The sequence below is a fragment of the Pseudodesulfovibrio karagichevae genome (assembly GCF_041414475.1).
GTDB classification, from domain to species: Bacteria; Desulfobacterota; Desulfovibrionia; order Desulfovibrionales; family Desulfovibrionaceae; genus Pseudodesulfovibrio; species Pseudodesulfovibrio karagichevae.
In genome coordinates this window covers 1-16,254 of sequence record NZ_JBGLYH010000073.1, presented here as the reverse complement: position 1 = coordinate 16,254, position 16,254 = coordinate 1, and the positions used below count along the sequence as shown (strand labels likewise).

The following is a 16,254-nucleotide window of genomic DNA, read 5'->3' as shown; positions in this document are numbered from 1 at the left end:
GGTTCCGGGGGCCTGATCAGGCCCCCGGAACCGGTGGACGAACAATAAAAGTGTTACCCATGTACCCGGGCAGAACTGTTACCCATGTTTCCGGTTGCACAGGGAACCCTTTTCTCAAAGGGTTCCCCTCTCCCCTTCCCCCGGCCGCCGGAGGCAATTCACGGCTCTTCTTGACAGCGCGGAGGGCGGTACCTACTTAAGGACCCACCACTACTTTCAAGGAGAGCACCATGAGTTATGACATTCGGCTGGTCAAACTGGTCAGCGGCGAGATGGTTGTCGGCAACTATGTCGGCAGCGACATCGAGGACCCCGCCATCCTGCAGGCCATGCCTACCCAACAGGGCACCCAGATGGTCCTGCTGCCCTACGGATATCCCTTCGACCAGGAAATGCAGGGCAAGATCGCCCAGAGCCACGTCCTGTTCGAGTACAAGAACTGCCCCGAAGAGCTGAAGACCAAATACATCGAAGCCAAGACCAACATATCCCTGTCCAGCGGCGGGCTCGACCTGTCCGGCATGAGCGGCGCGGGCGGCGGCCTGGATCTCGGCTAGCCGACCCAAGCGAAACCTGCTATTTTGAACGGGGCTGGTTCATGCGAGCCAACCCCGTTTTTCCGTTCCCCGAACCATCCGAGATAATGAAAGAACTTCTGCCCATCCTCCCCCGTCCCTCGCGCTACATCGGCAGCGAATGGGGCGCCGTGTTCAAGGACCCGTCCACCGTGACCGTGCGGTGCGCCCTGGCCTTTCCCGACATGTACGAGGTGGGCATGTCCTACCTCGGCCAGAAAATATTGTCCAAGACGCTGAACGCGCAGCCGAATTTCTGGGCAGAACGGGTCTTCACCCCCGACGAGGAGGCCGGGAACATCCTGCGCGAGCACAATGTTCCCCTGGCCACCCTGGAGTCCGATAGCCCGCTCAAGGACATGGACGTCGTCGGGTTCAGCCTGACCCACGAGCTGTGCTACACGAACATCCTGTACATGCTCGACCTGGCGGGCATCCCCTTCCGCAGCGCGGACAGGGAGGAGCCGCTGCCGCTCATCGTGGCGGGCGGCGGCGCGGCCTTCAACGCCGAGCCCGTGGCCCCGTTCTTCGACGCCATGGTCATCGGCGACGGGGAGGAGGCCATGGTCGCCCTGCTGGCCGCCGTGGAGCGGGCCAAGGACGGCGGGCTGTCCAAGCGGGAACTGCTGGAGTCCCTGACCGAAATTCCGGGGCTGTACGTCCCGTCGTTCTTTGAGGACGAAGGACCGGGCAAGCCGCTGAAACCGCTCAAGGAAGGATACGAGACCGTGGAAAAGGCCGTGGTGGACGACCTCGACCGCACGCCGTTCCCCACGGGGCAGACCATTCCCTTCGGGGCCATCCACGACCGGCTAACCATGGAGATCGCCCGGGGCTGCACGCGCGGCTGCCGGTTCTGCCAGGCGGGCATGATCTACCGCCCGGTGCGCGAGCGCTCACTCAACGGCCTGGACGCCATCCTGACCGACGGCCTGGCCGAGACCGGGTACGAGGAGACCTCCATGCTATCGCTGTCCACCGGCGACTTCTCCGGCCTGGACACCCTCTTCACCCGCAGCTTCGACAAGTGTGCGGCCGAACAGATTGCCATTTCACTGCCGTCCCTGAGGGTCGGCTCCCTGTCCGCGCCGATCATGGAGCGCATCTCGTCCATCCGGCGCACGGGCGCGACCATCGCCCCGGAGGCGGGCAGCCAGCGGCTGCGGGACGTGATCAACAAGGGCGTGGACGAGGCCGGGCTCATCGAGCACGTTCGCCTGCTCTTCGAAAACGGCTGGCAGGGCGTGAAGCTCTACTTCATGATCGGCCTGCCCACCGAGACGGACGAGGACCTGGACGCCATCCTGGACCTCTGCCTCAAGGTGCGCGACGCGGCCGGACGGCACATAAAGAGGCTGCAGGTCACAGCGGCGGTCTCGCCCTTCGTGCCCAAGCCGCACACCCCGTTCCAGTGGGAGCCGCAGATTCCGCTGGATGAGATTTACCGGCGCATCGACCACCTGCGGAACATCTTCCGCCCGCACAAACGCATTTCCATCAAGTACCACGAGCCCGAGATGACCTCGCTCGAAGGGGTCTTCTCACGCGGCGACCGCCGTCTGGCCGAAGTGGTCGAGCGGGCCTACGCCAAGGGCGCGCTCTTCTCCAGCTGGAAGGACCATCTGCGCCTTGCGCCCTACCGTGAGGCCATGGACGAGGCCGGGCTGGACTGGAACGAATTCACCGGCCCGCGCGACCCGGAAGGGCCGCTGCCCTGGGACCACCTGTCCAGCGGCCTGACCAAGCGGTTCCTGCTCAAGGAGCGCGAACGCGCCCTGGCCGGGAAGATCACCGACGACTGCCGCTACGGGGCGTGCCGCAACTGCGGCGTCTGCCAGTTCGACGGCCGGGTCTCGACCCTGAAGGGACAGGCCGGGAACAAGGACATCCGCCCCAGGCTGGTCTTTCCGCAGCGGGACCAGGAAGGCGAACAGCCGCCCTACACCGTGGAGAAGCCGGACCTGACCGGCAAGGCGGCCCACTACCGGGTGTGGTACGAGAAGACCGGCCCGGCCGCCTTCCTCAGCCAACTGGAGCTGCAGGCCGTGTTCGAGCGCGCCTTCCGCCGGGCCCGGCTGCCCATGGCCTTTTCCGCCGGGTTCCACCCCATGCCGAGGTTGTCCTTCGGCAAGGCGCTGCCCGTGGGCGTGGAGAGCCTGAGCGAATGGATCAACGTGTTCCTGCGCGAGGACTTCGGCCCGGACGAGGTGGTCGACCGCCTCGGGCGGAACATGCCCAGGGGGCTCGCCATTCTCCAGGCGGAACGGCTGTCCATGGGCCGCAAGCAGTCCCAGGCCGTGGAAGAGGTCTTCACCCTGTGCTTTGCCCGCGACGAGGAGCGCCGCCGCGACCAGTGGAGGGCGTTCATGGCCTCGGAACACCATTTCATCGAGAAGAAGACCAAGAAGGGCAAGCCCAAGCAGGTGGACCTGCGGCCCATGGTCCGCGAGATGGCCGAGAACGAGGACGGCCTGACCCTGGTCCTGGACTGGCGCGAGGAGTACATGAGCCCGCTGGCCCTGTGCACCAACGTCATGGGGGACGCCGGGCTGCTCGACTTCACCCTGCTCAAGACCGAACAGCGTTTCAAGCCGGACCCGGACGGGGACGCCTAACCGAACAGGCCGCCGCTCGAACCGATGGTCACGGTGACCTGCCGGTAGGTGGCCACGTCTCCCCCGACAACTGGGGTCATGCGGACGAGCACGTCCGTCGAGCCCTCCTGCAGGGCGGTGAACAGGTAGCGCGCCCGGGGCTCGCCGTCGTCGTCATATTCCAGATACCGCTCCATGCGGAGCATCTCCGGATCGAAGACCGCTCCGGTGATATAATATCCCTTTGCCGTCGGCCTGAGCACGTCCAGGGCGAAAACCTGGCTCTTTTCCACCTGCAGGGCGGTGCTGTAATCTTCGTCTAAAACAATCGTTTCAACGGGCGACAGCCCGCCATTGACTGAAGAAGAACCGGAGCATGCGTTCAAAACCAGAATAAAAAACGGGCAGAATGCCCAAAATGCAATTTTTTTGAACAAGATTCGCCTCCGCAAGTGCGTCGTCAAATTCATTACGCTATTGTTAAAGCCCGACGAAGCGTGTATGAATGTTTCGTTTTCGTCCGAGGAAACTACGCCGCCTCGGGGGTTGCATGCAACCCCTGCGGCAGACTGTTTTTCGGACCGCGCCCGAAGGGGTGCAAGAGAGGTATGGAACGCGCCGCTGCTGGCGCAATCGGATTAATTTATGGAGGAATAACCTATGAAAGCGTCGACGTTCAAAACCGCCGGCAAATTCTCCCTGCTCGTTCTCTCCCTGCTGGTCGCCGCCCTCATGCTGGTCGGCTGCAGCGGCGAGGAGAAAAAAGAGGCAGCCGAGAAAGCCGCCCCCGCTGCTCCTGGAAAAGTCACCCTCAAGCTCGCCATGGATGCCGACCCGGTGTCCCTTGATCCTCATGTCCAGCTGTCCGGCGGCATGTTGCAGTACTCCCACATGGTCTTTGACCCGCTGGTCCGTTACGACAAGGACATGAATTTCGTTCCGCGTCTGGCCGAAAGCTGGGAACGCATCGACGACCTGACCATGCGCTTCCATCTGCGCAAGGGCGTCAAGTTCCATTCCGGCAACGACTTCACCGCCAAGGACGTGGTCTTCACCCTGGACCGCCTGAAGAAATCCGACGACTTCAAGGGTCTCTTCGAGCCCTTCACCGGCGCCGTGGCCGTGGACGACTACACCGTGGACCTGGTCACCAAGAAGCCCTACGGCCTGGTGCTGAACATGGCCACCTACGTCTTCCCCATGGACAGCCTGTTCTACACCGGCACCGACGACAAGGGCAAGGCCAAGGACCTCATCCTCAAGACCGACTACTCCTTTGCCAACGAGAACGAGTCCGGCACCGGTCCCTTCATGGTCACCAGCCGCGAGCAGGGCGTGAAGACCGTCTTCACCCGGTTCAAGGACTACTGGAACAAGGACACCGGCAACGTCGAGGAGATCGTCCTCTCCCCGATCAAGAATGACGCCACCCGCACCGCTGCGCTCATGTCCGGCGACGTAGACTTCGTCATGCCCGTGCCTCCGCAGGACCTGGACCGCATCCGTTCCACCGAAGGCCTGCAGCTTGTGACCATGTCCGGCTCGCGCATCATCACCTTCCAGCTGAACGAGAAGAGCAACCCGGCCTTGGCCGATCCCAAGGTCCGCCTGGCCATGGCCTATGCCTATGACAACCAGGGCGTGGTCGAGAAGATCATGAACGGCTTCGCCACCGCGGCCGGCCAGATGTCCCCCAAGGGCTACGTCGGCCATGTTGACTCCCTGGTGCCCCGCTTTGACCTCGACAAGGCCAAGTCCCTGATGGCCGAGTCCGGCTTCCCCAACGGTTTCGAGGCGACCATGATCGCCCCCAACAACCGCTACGTGAACGACGAGAAGATCGCCGAAGCCTTCGCCTCCATGATGTCCAAGCTCGGCATCAAGATCTCCCTGAAGACCATGCCCAAGGCGCAGTACTGGGATCAGTTCGACGCTCAGGTGGCCGACATTCAGATGATCGGCTGGCACTCCGACACCGAGGACTCCGGCAACTTCTTCGAGTTCCTGTCCATGTGCCGCAACGCCGAGACCGGCTACGGCCAGTACAACTCCGGCAACTACTGCAACCCCAAGGTGGACGAGCTGACCCTGGCCGCCCAGACCGAGACCGACCCGGCCAAGCGCGCCGCCGACCTGCAGGAAGTCGAGGAAATCCAGTACAACGAAGCCGGCTTCATCCCGCTGCACTGGCAGAACCTGTCCTGGGCCTCCAAGTCCAACATGAACACCGAAGACATCGTGAACGTCATGAACTTCCCGTACTTCGGCGACCTGGTCATCAACTAACGTTCTGACGGCTTGCATTAACCGTAAAATAACAATAAAGGGGAACCCCGGCCTCGCCAGGGTTCCCCTTTCATACAAAACACGGCCTCAAGGCCGGTACTGTTGCGGTCCATCCCCCGAGCCCGGCCCACAATTCCGTGGCCGGAGAACATAAAACGTCAACGAGTCAACATGTTTGCATTCACCGTAAAACGAATCCTGCAAGCCGTGATCGTCATGCTGATCATCAGCTTCATCGGATTCGCCATCAAACACAATTTCGGCGATCCCGTCCGCGACCTTGTGGGGCAGCGGGTCACGGCGGCCGAGCGGGCGCAGATCCGCGATCGTCTGGGCCTCAACGACCCGTTCCCGGTGCAGTACGTGCGCTTTTTGCGCGACGCCCTGCACGGCGATCTGGGCCAGAGCTACTTCTTCAAGAAACCGGCCACCGAAGTCATCGTCAAAAAGGCCCCGGCCACCCTGGAACTGGTCTTCTGCGCCGCGCTGATCATCGTGGTTCTGTCCATTCCGCTCGGCATCTATTCGGCCATCCGGCCCAAGAGCCTTTTTTCCCGGTTCGTCATGGGCGGGTCCATCGTCGGGGTGTCCATGCCCGTCTTTCTGACGGCCATCCTGCTCATCTACATTTTTTCCGTGGAACTGCACTGGCTGCCGTCCTACGGACGGGGGCAGACCGTGCTCCTGTTCGGCTGGTGGGACAGCGGCATGGTCACGGCGGACGGCCTCAAGCACCTGATCATGCCGTCCATCGCCCTCTCCTCCATCATGCTCCCGCTGTTCATCCGCCTCATCCGCTCCGAGATGATGGAAGTGCTGGAGAGCGAATACGTCAAGTTCGCCTGGGCCAAGGGCATCAAGCCCTGGCGCGTCTGGATCGTCCACGCCTTCAAGAACACCCTGCTCCCGGTCATCACCGTGGGCGGCGTGCAGCTCGGCATCATGGTGGCCTTCACCATCCTGACCGAGACCGTGTTCCAGTGGCAGGGCATGGGCTCCATGTTCATCGAGTCCGTGGAGCGTTCCGACACCTCGCTCATGGTCGCCTACCTGGTCTTCGTGGGCATCGTGTTCGTGCTCGTGAACACGCTGGTGGACATCATCTACGGCCTGGTCAACCCCACGGTCCGCGTGGCAGGGAGGCAGTAGCATGAGAACCCGCTGGCAACGCTTCAAAGAATCCTACATGCTCTACAGCTTCCTGCGCGACCCCATGGCCGTGACCTGCTTCGTCATCCTGGCGGTGCTGTTCTTCACCGCCTTCGCCGCGCCGATCATCGCCCCGCACGATCCGTACAACACCAAGACCATCGACATCATGAACGCCCAGATCCCGCCGATCTGGGAACACGGCGGCAATCCGCAATTCCTGCTCGGCACCGACGCCCAGGGACGCGACATGCTCTCGACCATGCTCTACGGCATGCGCGTGTCCATCCTCATCGGCATCGGCGCGGTCTGTCTCCAGGCCTTCCTCGGCATCGTGGTCGGCCTGCTCTCCGGATACATCAAGCGGCTGGACAACATCCTCATGCGCATAGCCGACGTCCAGCTGTCGTTCTCCACCTACATGGTGGCCATCTTCATCGGCGCCATCGTCCAGGCCGCCTTTGGCGTGGCCGGATACGACGAGGTGGCCGTGCCCCTGATCATCGTCATCATCGGCCTGGCGGAATGGCCGCAATACGCCCGCACTGTGCGCGCCTCGGTGCTGGCCGAACGCAAGAAGGAATACGTGGAGGCGGCCCGGATCATTGGCCTGTCCAAGATCCGGATCATGTGGCGGCACATCCTGCCCAACACCCTCTCCCCGGTCCTCGTCATCTCCACGGTCCAGGTGGCCAACGCGATCATGAGCGAAGCGGCCCTGTCCTTCCTGGGACTGGGCATGCCCGTGACCAAGCCCTCGCTGGGATCACTGATCACCGCCGGTTTCGAGTACATCTTCTCCGGTTCCTGGTGGATCACCATCTTCCCCGGCATCCTGCTGGTCACCCTGATCCTGGTCATCAATCTCCTGGGCGACTGGGTCCGGGACTTCCTCAACCCCAAACTCTACAAGGGGTAAGGCGTGGAAAAACTCATAGACATCCAAAACCTGCGCGTGGACTTCGAGCTGCGCTCCGGCAGGGTCCGGGCCGTACGCGACGTCAGCCTGGTCATCAACAAGGGCGAACGCCTCGGCATTGTCGGCGAGTCCGGCGCGGGCAAGTCCGTGCTCGGCTTCTCGATCATCAACCTCATCTCCAAGCCAGGCAGGATCACCGGCGGCCGGATACTCTTCGACGGCCGCGACCTGACCAAGCTCAACGACGACCAGATGCGGCACATCCGGGGCAACGACATCTCCATGATCTTCCAGGATCCGATGATGACGCTCAACCCGGTGCTGACCATCGGCACCCAGATGAAGGAGACCATCCTGGCCCACATGAACGTCTCGGACAAGGAAGCCGAGGCCATCTGCCTGGACAAGCTACGCAAGGTCTACATCCCCTCCCCGGAAAAACGGCTCAAGCAGTACCCGCACGAGTTCTCCGGCGGCATGCGCCAGCGCATCGTCATCGCCATCTCGCTGCTGACCAGCCCCAAGCTGATCATCGCGGACGAGCCCACCACGGCGCTCGACGTGACCATTCAGGCCGAGATCATGGACCTACTCCTGGAGCTCTGCGAAAAGGAGAACATGGGGCTCATCCTGATCACCCATGACCTGGCCGTGGTCTCCGAGGTCACCCAGCGCATCGCCGTGCTCTATGCGGGCAAGGTGGTCGAACTCGGCAGGGCCGACCAGCTCATCTCCAACCCGCAGCATCCCTACACCAAGGGGCTCATCCAGGCCCTGCCGCAGATGGCGGGCGGAAAGAGGCGGCTCAACCAGATCCCCGGCATGATGCCCTCCCTGCTGAACATGCCCAAGGGCTGCCCGTTCGAACCTCGCTGTACGATCTGTGCCGAGCGCTGCAAGACGGAGATACCGAAACTCCATGAACTCGCATGCGGCACGCAAGTCGCCTGTTTCGAATGCGAAGGAGGCGAGTAACCATGAGTGCCATCCTCGAAGTCAAGGACATCGACAAACACTTCGACATATCCGGCTCGGTCATCGACCAGCTCCGGTTCACCGGCGGCAAAATCAGCCGCAGGAAGACCGTGGTCAAGGCGGTCAACAGCGTCTCCCTGGACGTTCAGGCGGGCGAGACCCTGAGCGTGGTCGGCGAGTCCGGCTGCGGCAAGTCCACCCTGGCCCGCACGGTCATGGGCCTGTACCGGCCCAACAAGGGCGAGATCCACTACCGGGGCGCGCGCATCGACAACCTGAGCTCCGGCAAGATGCTCCCCTACCGGACCAAGATGCAGATGGTCTTCCAGGACCCGTACGCCTCGCTCAACCCGCGCATGACCGTGCGCCAGATTCTGGAGGAGCCGGTCCGCTTCCACAACCCGGACATGAACCGCGACGAGGTCCGCGACCGCGTGGCCGAGGTCATGTGCCAGGTGGGCGTGGATCCGGTCTGGGCCACCAACTTCCCGCACGAGTTCTCCGGCGGCCAGCGCCAGCGCATCTCCATCGCCCGCGCCCTGGTCCTCGATCCTGAATTCATCGCGGCCGACGAGCCCATCGCCGCGCTCGACGTGTCCATCCAGGCCCAGATCCTCAACCTGCTCATGGACGCCCAGGAACAGCGCGGCCTGACCTACCTGTTCATCAGCCACGACCTGAGCGTGGTCGAGCACATCTCCAGCCGCGTGCTGGTCATGTACCTCGGCTGCGTCTGCGAGCTGGCCACGGCCAAGGAGCTGTTCACCAGCCCGAAGCATCCCTATACCCAGGCCCTGCTGTCCGCCATCCCGAGGCTCGGAGGCCAGGCCGGGGGACACGTCAAGCTGTCCGGCGACGTGCCCACGCCCATCAACCTGCCCACCGGCTGCGTCTTCCACGGCCGGTGCCCGCACGCCAACGAGCGCTGCTCCCGGGAAATCCCCAAGCAGCGCACGATCGACAACGGCACCGTGGTCGCCTGCCACGGCGTCGAGGAAGGCCGCATATAGGCCTCAGGCAGCCGGGGGAAGGGGAGAGGGAAACCCTTTGAAAAGGGTTGTCCCTCTCCCCTTCCCCCGGGCCCCCATCCTCTCTCCCTTCCTAAACTTTTTGTGGCCGCTTCGCGGGGTGAGCCAGCTATTTATCGTTGAATAAAAAACGGCGCACTCTTTGAGAGTGCGCCGTTCTGGTTTCACAATTATTCAATGAGCTAGATGATGAAGTGCTCCTTGAGCTCGCTGACCACCTTGTCCCGGTCCAGGGGCTTGACGATGTAGATGCACGCCCTGGTATTGAAGAACGCCCTGTCCACGCTGGTGTCGTCCACCACGCAGGTGATCATGGCCAGTTTGAAGCTGTCGGGTTCGGCCACGCCGTCCTTTTGCTCCCTCGCGCGCATGAGCTCCGCCGCCTGGTGGCCGTCCATGCCGGGCATGAGGATGTCCATGAAAACCATGTCGAAAGGGCGCCCCTCGTCCCGGGCATTCGAAAACATCTCCACCGCGCTCTCGCCTGTCGAAGCCGTGGCGCACTCCCCGTAGGGGGCCAGGATGACCTGCAGAAAGAGATGCATGCTCTCGTCGTCGTCGACTATCAGGAACCGCACGCCGCCTCCAGCGCTTGTCTCGTTGCTAAAGATCGATGCCGTACTTCTTGATGGCCGCCATGCCGCCGTGGATGTTGGTCACATCCTTGTAGCCCTTCTCGTCGAGCATGATCTGCGCTTCGTAGGAACGCGCCCCGGTGTTGCAGACCAGCACGATGGGCCGGTCCGTGGGGATCTCGTCCAGACGGTTGTAGATCTCGCCCTGCGGGACATTGTGCCAGAATTCCGGGTTGCGCTCCACGAACGGATCGGCGTCGCCCTTTTCCCGGCAGTCCAGGAAGAAACAGGCGTCCTTGTCGCGGTTGTCCCACAGCTCCTTGAACCCGGCCGGGCCTACGCCCCGGTTGATGCCCGCCAAGGCGTTGTCCGCCAGGTTGGCCAGGGAATTCAGGATGTCCATGGCCGCGGCAAACGGCGGGGAATAGGCCAGCTCCATGTTGGACACGTCGTCGATGGTCGGGGACGACTTGAGGATGGCGGCCACCGCGTTGATGCGGCCCACCATGGCGTCGCCCGAAGAACCGAAGCCCTGCACGCCGAGCACGCGGCGGGTGGGCTTGTCCACGACCATCTCCAGCGTCATCAGCTCCTTGGTCGGGTAGAAATGCGCCCGGTCCAGCTGGATGAGCAACACGGACATGGCGTCGAAACCGGCCGCCTTGGCGGAATCCAGGCTTAACCCCGTGCCCGCCATGGAGGTCTCGAACAACTTGACCACGAACGAGCCGACCACGCCGTCGAACTTGGCCGAGCCGCCCGCCAGGTTGGTGCCGATGATGCGGCCCTGGCGGTTGGCCATGGAGCCCAGCGGCAGGAAGGCGTCCTGGCCGGTGACCAGGTTCGGGACGATGCAGCAGTCGCCGCCCGCGTAGATGTCCGGGTCGTTGGTGCGCATGAACTCGTCCACGTAAACCCCGCCGCGCTCGTGCACGGCCAGCCCGGCCTCCTTGGCGATGCCCGAGTTGGGGACCACGCCCGCGGAGATGATCACGGCGTCCGCGTCGAGCACGCGCTCGCTGGTGATCACGCGCTTGACCACGCCGTCCTCGCCCTCGATGGCCTTGACGGTCTCGCCGAAATAGAAGGTGACGCCGTTCTCCTCCATGTGCTTGCGGCCCATGGTGGCCAGGGTCGGGCTGACCAGGCGGGGCATGATCTGGCCGGTGATCTCGACCACCGAGGTTTCCACGCCCCACATGTCGGCGAAGGCCTCGGCCATTTCCAGGCCGATGAAGCCCGCGCCGATGATCACGGCGTTGCCCACCTCGCCCTTGGAGATGGCCTCGCGGATGCGCGTGGCGTCGCCGGGGTTGGCCACGTAGTTGACGCCCTTCAGGTCCTCGCCGGGCAGCCCCAGCTTGCGCGGGGACGCGCCGGTGGCGATGACCAGCTTGTCGTAGGAAATGGTTTCTTTCTCGCCGGTCTGGACGTTCTCCACCTCCACGCGCTTGTTCTTGCGGTCGATGCGCGTGGCCTTGGTCAGGATACGGACATCCACCCCCTTGACTTCCTTGAAGAACTTGGGGTCGCGCAGCATGTGAAAGCTGGTGGTGCACAGCTCGGAGGCGTCCGACACGTCGCCGGACACGTAATAAGGGATGCCGCAACCGCCATAGGAGATCATGGCGGTCTGGTCGATCATGGTGACCTTGGATTCGGGTTCCAGTCGTTTGAAACGGCAGGCGGCCTTGGGCCCGAGGGCCACGCCGCCGATGACAACAATGTGCTGAGACATAAAACTCATCCTTGGTATCTTGAGCCGCGAGCGTCCCTCGCGCCCGCCGCGTTACTTCAGGAACGAAGCGATGGACTTGCCGAGGCGCTTGATGCCCTCTTCGATCCGGGCCTCGTCCGAATTGGAGAAGTTCAGGCGCAGGGTGTTCTCGCCCGAGCCGTCCACATAGAACGGCCTGCCGGGCACGAAGGCCACCTTGTCCTTGATGGCCATGTCCAGAAGCTCCATGCTCGAACAGCCTTCGGGCATGGTCACCCACAGGAACATGCCTCCCTCGGGCTTGGTGATGGTCACGCCCTCCGGGAAATACCGGCCGATCATCTCGACCATGCACTCCCGCTGGCGGCCGTAGCGATCCTTGATCAGGGCCACGTGGGACTCGATGTCGTTGGTCTCCAGGTAGCGGCGCATGATCGCCTGGGCCACGGTGGAGGTGTGCAGGTCGGCCGCCTGCTTGGCGATGACCAGCTTGTCGTAGACATCCCTCTCCGGCGCGACCACCCAGCCGATGCGGAAGCCCGGCGCGGCGATCTTGGAGAACGAGCCGCACAGCAGCCCCTTCTTCTCGCAGAAGGAGAAGACGCTCGGCAGGTCCTCGCCCAGGAAACGCAATTCGCCGTAGGGGTCGTCCTCCACGAAGAGCACGCCGTACCGGTCGGCCAGGGCCGCTACAGCCTTGCGCTTCTCCAGGGAGTAGCTGACGCCCGACGGGTTCTGGAAGTTGGGCACCGCGTAGAAGCACTCGGCCCCGGCCTTGAAGGCAGCCTCCAGCTCGGCGAGGTTCGGTCCGTCCTCCTCCAGAGAGACGGGCACAAACTCGGGCTCGAACAGCGAGAACGCCTGGATGGCCCCGAGATAGCCGGGCCGCTCGATGACCACCTTGCTGCCCCGGTCCATGAAGACCTTGGCGCAGATGTCGAGGATCTGCTGGGAGCCGGTGGTCACCAGGATGGTGTCCGGGTCCACGGTCAGGCCGCGCTTCTTGTACCGCTCGGTGATGATGGCCCGCAGGCCCGCGTCGCCCTCGGTGGTCGAGTACTGCAGGGCGCTGGCCCCGATGTCCTTGAAGACCTCATGGGCGGCCGCGTCCATGGCGGCGACGGGGAAGAGTTCGGGGTTGGGCAAACCGCCAGCAAAGGAAATGATTTCCGGATCAGCCGTGACTTTCAGAATTTCCCGGATGAACGAGCGGTGAACCGTGCCCATCCTCCGGGCGAAATGTTGGGACATGATTTTCTCCTTCAAGCCACTTGGGATACTCTGAAAGCCATTCCCTTGCAAGGGGATGCGCCGACCCGACAGGAGGAAAATCCGCGTCGCGTCGCCGGACCGCCACGGGCAAAAGAAGAGGACCGGGGATCAATCCGGTCCTCAGGGGGCAAGAAGAGGAGAATATGCATGTACCATGCGGTCCGGCCATCACACGTCCGGCCCGGAAACGCTCCGCCCGGCGATGACGGCGATTGCAAATTAAAAATAACTATTATCGAAAAAGAGTCAAGCCCAATATGCCGAAAAACCTGGTGAACAGGCACTACCCGCCCGAGGGCGCTGGAATGGATATTGCTTGCCGACAGGGGATTTGTTAAGAAATCCCAGCCGCAAGGAAACCATGAAACACATACTCGCCGTCACGCTCTTCCTCATCCTGAGCCTGGGCGCCGCGCCGGCCGCGCGGGCCGGGAATTTCATCGCCATGGGCGCGCCCTACCCGCCCTACTGCGTCAGCAACGGCCTGACCGTCAAGGGCATGGCGGTGACCACCCTGACCACCATCATGGACATGTGCGGCACCCCGATCAACGACAGCGAGATCAAGCTCATGCCCTGGGCCTACGCCTACGAAAGCGCGGCCCGGCAGCCGCAACGCATCCTGCTCAACGCCCAGCGCACGCCACAGACCGAACACCTGTACAAGTGGGTCGGCCCCATGGCCACGGCCAGGATCGTGCTCATCGGCCGCAAGCGCGACAAGCTCTTCATCCCCACCAGAAACCAACTCAAGGGGTACCGTATAGCCACCGTGCGCTGGAGCAGGCCGGAGAAGGCCCTGCTCTCCGGCGGCATGCGGGAGGAAGAGCTGCTGCGCAGCCCGAGCCATGTCCAGGCCCTACGGCAACTCGACAAAGGGGAGGTGGACCTGTTCGCGTCCACCGAACGCGGAGCGCCCTACCATCTGGCGGGCATGGGCTTGCGGCCCGAGGACTTCACCGTCTGTTTCACCTTCGACGAGGAGCCCCTGTACTTCGCCTTCAGCCGCGACACGGACGACAGCCTGATCCACCGGCTCAACAGGGCGCTGCAGGAGATCAAGGCCACCGGCCCGCAGGGCCGAAGCTTGTTCGACAGGATGTTCGCCGAGTAGGCGAGAAGGACAATTCCGCAGGAAGAGACGGTGAAAGAGTCAGCTATGCCTGACGGATACGAAACAATGTAGAAAGGGGCCGCGAGGCCCCTTTTGCATTATTCCTTATCCGGAGACCAATTCGGGTCGCGATATTTGTCGGGATTGTAGAGACGCCAGTCGGAACCGTCATCGTACTTTTCGTCCGCACCGGGATACGGAGTGTAGATGTTGTCGTTCTTGCTGGCTTCTTCGTGGTTTTCCACGTTCTCAAAGTATGCATGTTCCATGATAAACCTCTGGTATCCTGGACTAAAACCTCCCCGACGCGGTGTGCTTATCGGGGCGGGACACCCTGCGTCCCGCCCCTTTCGTGAATCAATTAATCGGCAGTGTCAAGCCTCGGTTTGACGTATAATTCGCCGCCGTGGCAGTCGTTGATGACCAGCAGCGGGAAATCCTTGACTTTCATTTCGCGTACGGCCTCGGGCCCCAGTTCCTCGAAGGCGATGACCGTGGATTCCACGATGGAATTGGACAGCAGCGCGCCCGCCCCGCCCGTGGCCCCGAAGTAGACGCCCTTGTACTGCTTCATGGCCGCCTTGACCTCGTCCGACCGCTTGCCCTTGCCGATGGACGCCTTCATGCCCAGCGAGTGCAGCCTCGGGGCGTAGGTGTCCATGCGGTAGGAGGTGGTCGGCCCGGCCGAGCCGATGGGACGGCCTGGAGGGGCCGGGCTCGGGCCCACGTAGTAGATGGCCGAGCCTTCGAGTCCGAAGGGCAGTTCCTTGCCCGCGTCCAGCAGCTCCACCAGCTTCTTGTGGGCCGCGTCGCGCGCGGAATAGATGATCCCGGTCAGGAAGACCACGTCCCCGGCCTTCAACTGTTCGATGTCCCCGTCCGTCAGCGGCGTGTTCAGCTTGTATTCGGCCATTACAGTACGACCTCCTCGTGCCGCTGGGAGTGGCACTGAACATTGACCGCCAGCGGCAGGCTGGCCAGGTGGCACGGTTCCAGGGTGATCTTCACGCCGAGCACGGTGGTCTTGCCGCCCAACCCCATGGGGCCGATGCCCAGCGCGTTGAGGGCCTCCTCCAGTTCCTTTTCCATGGCCGCGACCTTGGGGTCGGGATGAACGTCGTCCAGCTTGCGCAACAAGCCGCGCTTGGCGATCTTGGCCGCGTGCTCGAAGGTCCCGCCGATGCCGATGCCGATGATGGTCGGCGGACACGGGTTCGGACCGGCCTCGGCCACCCGCTCAATCACGAACTTCTTGATGCCCTCCCAGCCCTGGGCCGGGGCGAGCATGGTCACGCGGGACATGTTCTCGGCCCCGCCGCCCTTGGCCATGTAGGCGATCTTCAACCTGTCGCCCGGGACCATGTCGAAATGAATGATCGCCGGGGTGCCGTCCCCGGTGTTGGCCCGGGTCAACGGGTCGCACGCGGACTTGCGCAGGTACCCGTCCGCGTACCCCTTGCGCACGCCCTCGTTGATCAGGTCGCGCAGGTTGCCGCCGACCACCTTGCAGTCGTCGCCGACCTCCACGAACAGCACGGCCAGCCCGCAGTCCTGGCACAGCGGCAACTTGGTGTCACTCGCCAGGTCCGCGTTCTCCAGCAACTGGCGCAGGACCTCCACCGCCGAGGGGGAATCCTCCTCGGCCATGGCCCGCTCCAGCTTGCGACGCACATCGCCGGGCAACTCCGTGTTGCCCCGCATGCACATCCCGGCCACGGCCTCGATGACATCCTTTCCTTGAATCTCTCTCATTTAGTTAGCCTCCGATTGATGCCGAAGGCCTCCCTACCGGGGGTCGCCTTCGGCGGGACCAGAGAACCTTTTGAAAAAGGTTCTCTGGACTCTCCAAAACTTCTTATCGCTCGCTTCGCTCGAAGCCGTGCGAGCGCGTTGATACGAACCTCACCTTTTACCTATTGAAAAGCCCCGTGCTACGGCCCGACCTCCCCCCGCTCCCCTCGCGAAGCGGCCCAAAAAGTTTGGGAAGGGAGAGAGGATGGGGGTCCGGGGGAAGGGGAGAGGGAAAGCCCTTTCCAAAGGGTTTCCCTCT

15 protein-coding genes are annotated in these 16,254 nt (G+C 63.0%); 8 read left to right on the top strand and 7 right to left on the bottom strand.

Annotated features, from left to right (window positions below):
* Nucleotides 1–230: 230 nt before the first annotated feature.
* Both AB6M95_RS17335 and AB6M95_RS17330 read left to right on the top strand, forming a co-directional pair.
* Entirely contained in the window at nucleotides 231–557 is a 327-nt protein-coding gene (locus AB6M95_RS17335; protein WP_371388005.1) for a hypothetical protein, read from the top strand.
* Between the two features lie 86 nt (nucleotides 558–643).
* Nucleotides 644–3,190 carry a TIGR03960 family B12-binding radical SAM protein gene (locus tag AB6M95_RS17330; protein WP_371388004.1) on the top strand — a complete coding sequence of 849 codons (2,547 nt, stop codon included), beginning with the start codon at nucleotides 644–646 and terminating at the stop codon, nucleotides 3,188–3,190.
* On the opposite strand, the gene AB6M95_RS17325 is transcribed toward AB6M95_RS17330, so the two are convergent.
* On the bottom strand, nucleotides 3,187–3,462 hold the full coding sequence (locus AB6M95_RS17325; protein WP_371388003.1) for a hypothetical protein: 276 nt from the start codon (nucleotides 3,460–3,462) through the stop codon (nucleotides 3,187–3,189). The genes AB6M95_RS17330 and AB6M95_RS17325 overlap by 4 nt on opposite strands.
* A gap of 367 nt (nucleotides 3,463–3,829) precedes the next feature.
* Here AB6M95_RS17325 and AB6M95_RS17320 point away from each other — a divergent pair, with 367 nt between their 5' ends.
* The 5 genes from AB6M95_RS17320 (at nucleotide 3,830) to AB6M95_RS17300 (ending at nucleotide 9,508) form a co-directional block, all read left to right on the top strand.
* Nucleotides 3,830–5,455, top strand: coding sequence for an ABC transporter substrate-binding protein (locus tag AB6M95_RS17320; protein WP_371388002.1), 1,626 nt, complete (start codon nucleotides 3,830–3,832; stop codon nucleotides 5,453–5,455).
* Nucleotides 5,456–5,626: 171 nt separating this feature from the next.
* A complete protein-coding gene (locus tag AB6M95_RS17315; protein ID WP_371388001.1) occupies nucleotides 5,627–6,604 on the top strand; it encodes an ABC transporter permease in 978 nt (325 codons plus the stop codon).
* A gap of 1 nt (nucleotide 6,605) precedes the next feature.
* Nucleotides 6,606–7,523: an ABC transporter permease gene (locus AB6M95_RS17310; RefSeq protein ID WP_371388000.1), complete on the top strand. Its 918-nt coding sequence runs from the start codon at nucleotides 6,606–6,608 to the stop codon at nucleotides 7,521–7,523.
* 3 nt (nucleotides 7,524–7,526) lie between these two features.
* Nucleotides 7,527–8,498 carry an ABC transporter ATP-binding protein gene (locus AB6M95_RS17305; RefSeq protein ID WP_371387999.1) on the top strand — a complete coding sequence of 324 codons (972 nt, stop codon included), beginning with the start codon at nucleotides 7,527–7,529 and terminating at the stop codon, nucleotides 8,496–8,498.
* A 2-nt stretch (nucleotides 8,499–8,500) separates the two neighbouring features.
* Nucleotides 8,501–9,508, top strand: a complete 1,008-nt coding sequence (locus tag AB6M95_RS17300) for an ABC transporter ATP-binding protein (RefSeq protein WP_371387998.1) — start codon at nucleotides 8,501–8,503, stop codon at nucleotides 9,506–9,508.
* 200 nt (nucleotides 9,509–9,708) lie between these two features.
* Here AB6M95_RS17300 and AB6M95_RS17295 read toward each other — a convergent pair whose 3' ends face one another.
* From AB6M95_RS17295 to AB6M95_RS17285, 3 genes are read right to left on the bottom strand one after another with little or no spacing between them, the layout of a single operon-like run.
* Nucleotides 9,709–10,104 (bottom strand): response regulator, encoded by a 396-nt coding sequence (locus AB6M95_RS17295; protein WP_371387997.1) that lies wholly within the window; start codon nucleotides 10,102–10,104, stop codon nucleotides 9,709–9,711.
* Between the two features lie 25 nt (nucleotides 10,105–10,129).
* Nucleotides 10,130–11,839: an FAD-dependent oxidoreductase gene (locus AB6M95_RS17290; RefSeq protein WP_371387996.1), complete on the bottom strand. Its 1,710-nt coding sequence runs from the start codon at nucleotides 11,837–11,839 to the stop codon at nucleotides 10,130–10,132.
* Between the two features lie 51 nt (nucleotides 11,840–11,890).
* The gene (locus AB6M95_RS17285; protein WP_371387995.1) at nucleotides 11,891–13,069 is read right to left on the bottom strand and encodes an aminotransferase-like domain-containing protein; all 1,179 of its coding nucleotides are present in this window, start codon (nucleotides 13,067–13,069) and stop codon (nucleotides 11,891–11,893) included.
* A 382-nt stretch (nucleotides 13,070–13,451) separates the two neighbouring features.
* On the opposite strand from AB6M95_RS17285, the gene AB6M95_RS17280 reads away from it, so the two are divergent.
* On the top strand, nucleotides 13,452–14,204 hold the full coding sequence (locus AB6M95_RS17280; RefSeq protein ID WP_371387994.1) for a substrate-binding periplasmic protein: 753 nt from the start codon (nucleotides 13,452–13,454) through the stop codon (nucleotides 14,202–14,204).
* A gap of 98 nt (nucleotides 14,205–14,302) precedes the next feature.
* Here the strand turns inward: AB6M95_RS17280 and AB6M95_RS17275 are convergent, their stop codons facing one another.
* The 3 genes from AB6M95_RS17275 to AB6M95_RS17265 form a co-directional block, all read right to left on the bottom strand.
* The gene (locus tag AB6M95_RS17275) at nucleotides 14,303–14,473 is read right to left on the bottom strand and encodes a hypothetical protein (protein WP_338667209.1); all 171 of its coding nucleotides are present in this window, start codon (nucleotides 14,471–14,473) and stop codon (nucleotides 14,303–14,305) included.
* Between the two features lie 92 nt (nucleotides 14,474–14,565).
* The gene (locus AB6M95_RS17270; protein WP_371387993.1) at nucleotides 14,566–15,117 is read right to left on the bottom strand and encodes a Fe-S-containing hydro-lyase; all 552 of its coding nucleotides are present in this window, start codon (nucleotides 15,115–15,117) and stop codon (nucleotides 14,566–14,568) included.
* Nucleotides 15,117–15,956 (bottom strand): fumarate hydratase, encoded by an 840-nt coding sequence (locus tag AB6M95_RS17265; protein WP_371387992.1) that lies wholly within the window; start codon nucleotides 15,954–15,956, stop codon nucleotides 15,117–15,119. Before AB6M95_RS17265 ends, AB6M95_RS17270 begins: the two co-directional genes overlap by 1 nt.
* Nucleotides 15,957–16,254: the final 298 nt, after the last annotated feature.

Coding starts and splice junctions, on each gene's coding strand:
- AB6M95_RS17335 (WP_371388005.1), top strand. CDS start 231: ATGAGTTATGACATTCGGCTGGTCAAACTGGTCAGCGGCGAGATGGTT.
- AB6M95_RS17330 (WP_371388004.1), top strand. CDS start 644: ATGAAAGAACTTCTGCCCATCCTCCCCCGTCCCTCGCGCTACATCGGC.
- AB6M95_RS17320 (WP_371388002.1), top strand. CDS start 3,830: ATGAAAGCGTCGACGTTCAAAACCGCCGGCAAATTCTCCCTGCTCGTT.
- AB6M95_RS17315 (WP_371388001.1), top strand. CDS start 5,627: ATGTTTGCATTCACCGTAAAACGAATCCTGCAAGCCGTGATCGTCATG.
- AB6M95_RS17310 (WP_371388000.1), top strand. CDS start 6,606: ATGAGAACCCGCTGGCAACGCTTCAAAGAATCCTACATGCTCTACAGC.
- AB6M95_RS17300 (WP_371387998.1), top strand. CDS start 8,501: ATGAGTGCCATCCTCGAAGTCAAGGACATCGACAAACACTTCGACATA.
- AB6M95_RS17290 (WP_371387996.1), bottom strand. CDS start 11,839: ATGTCTCAGCACATTGTTGTCATCGGCGGCGTGGCCCTCGGGCCCAAG.
- AB6M95_RS17285 (WP_371387995.1), bottom strand. CDS start 13,069: ATGTCCCAACATTTCGCCCGGAGGATGGGCACGGTTCACCGCTCGTTC.
- AB6M95_RS17280 (WP_371387994.1), top strand. CDS start 13,452: ATGAAACACATACTCGCCGTCACGCTCTTCCTCATCCTGAGCCTGGGC.
- AB6M95_RS17275 (WP_338667209.1), bottom strand. CDS start 14,473: ATGGAACATGCATACTTTGAGAACGTGGAAAACCACGAAGAAGCCAGC.
- AB6M95_RS17270 (WP_371387993.1), bottom strand. CDS start 15,117: ATGGCCGAATACAAGCTGAACACGCCGCTGACGGACGGGGACATCGAA.
- AB6M95_RS17265 (WP_371387992.1), bottom strand. CDS start 15,956: ATGAGAGAGATTCAAGGAAAGGATGTCATCGAGGCCGTGGCCGGGATG.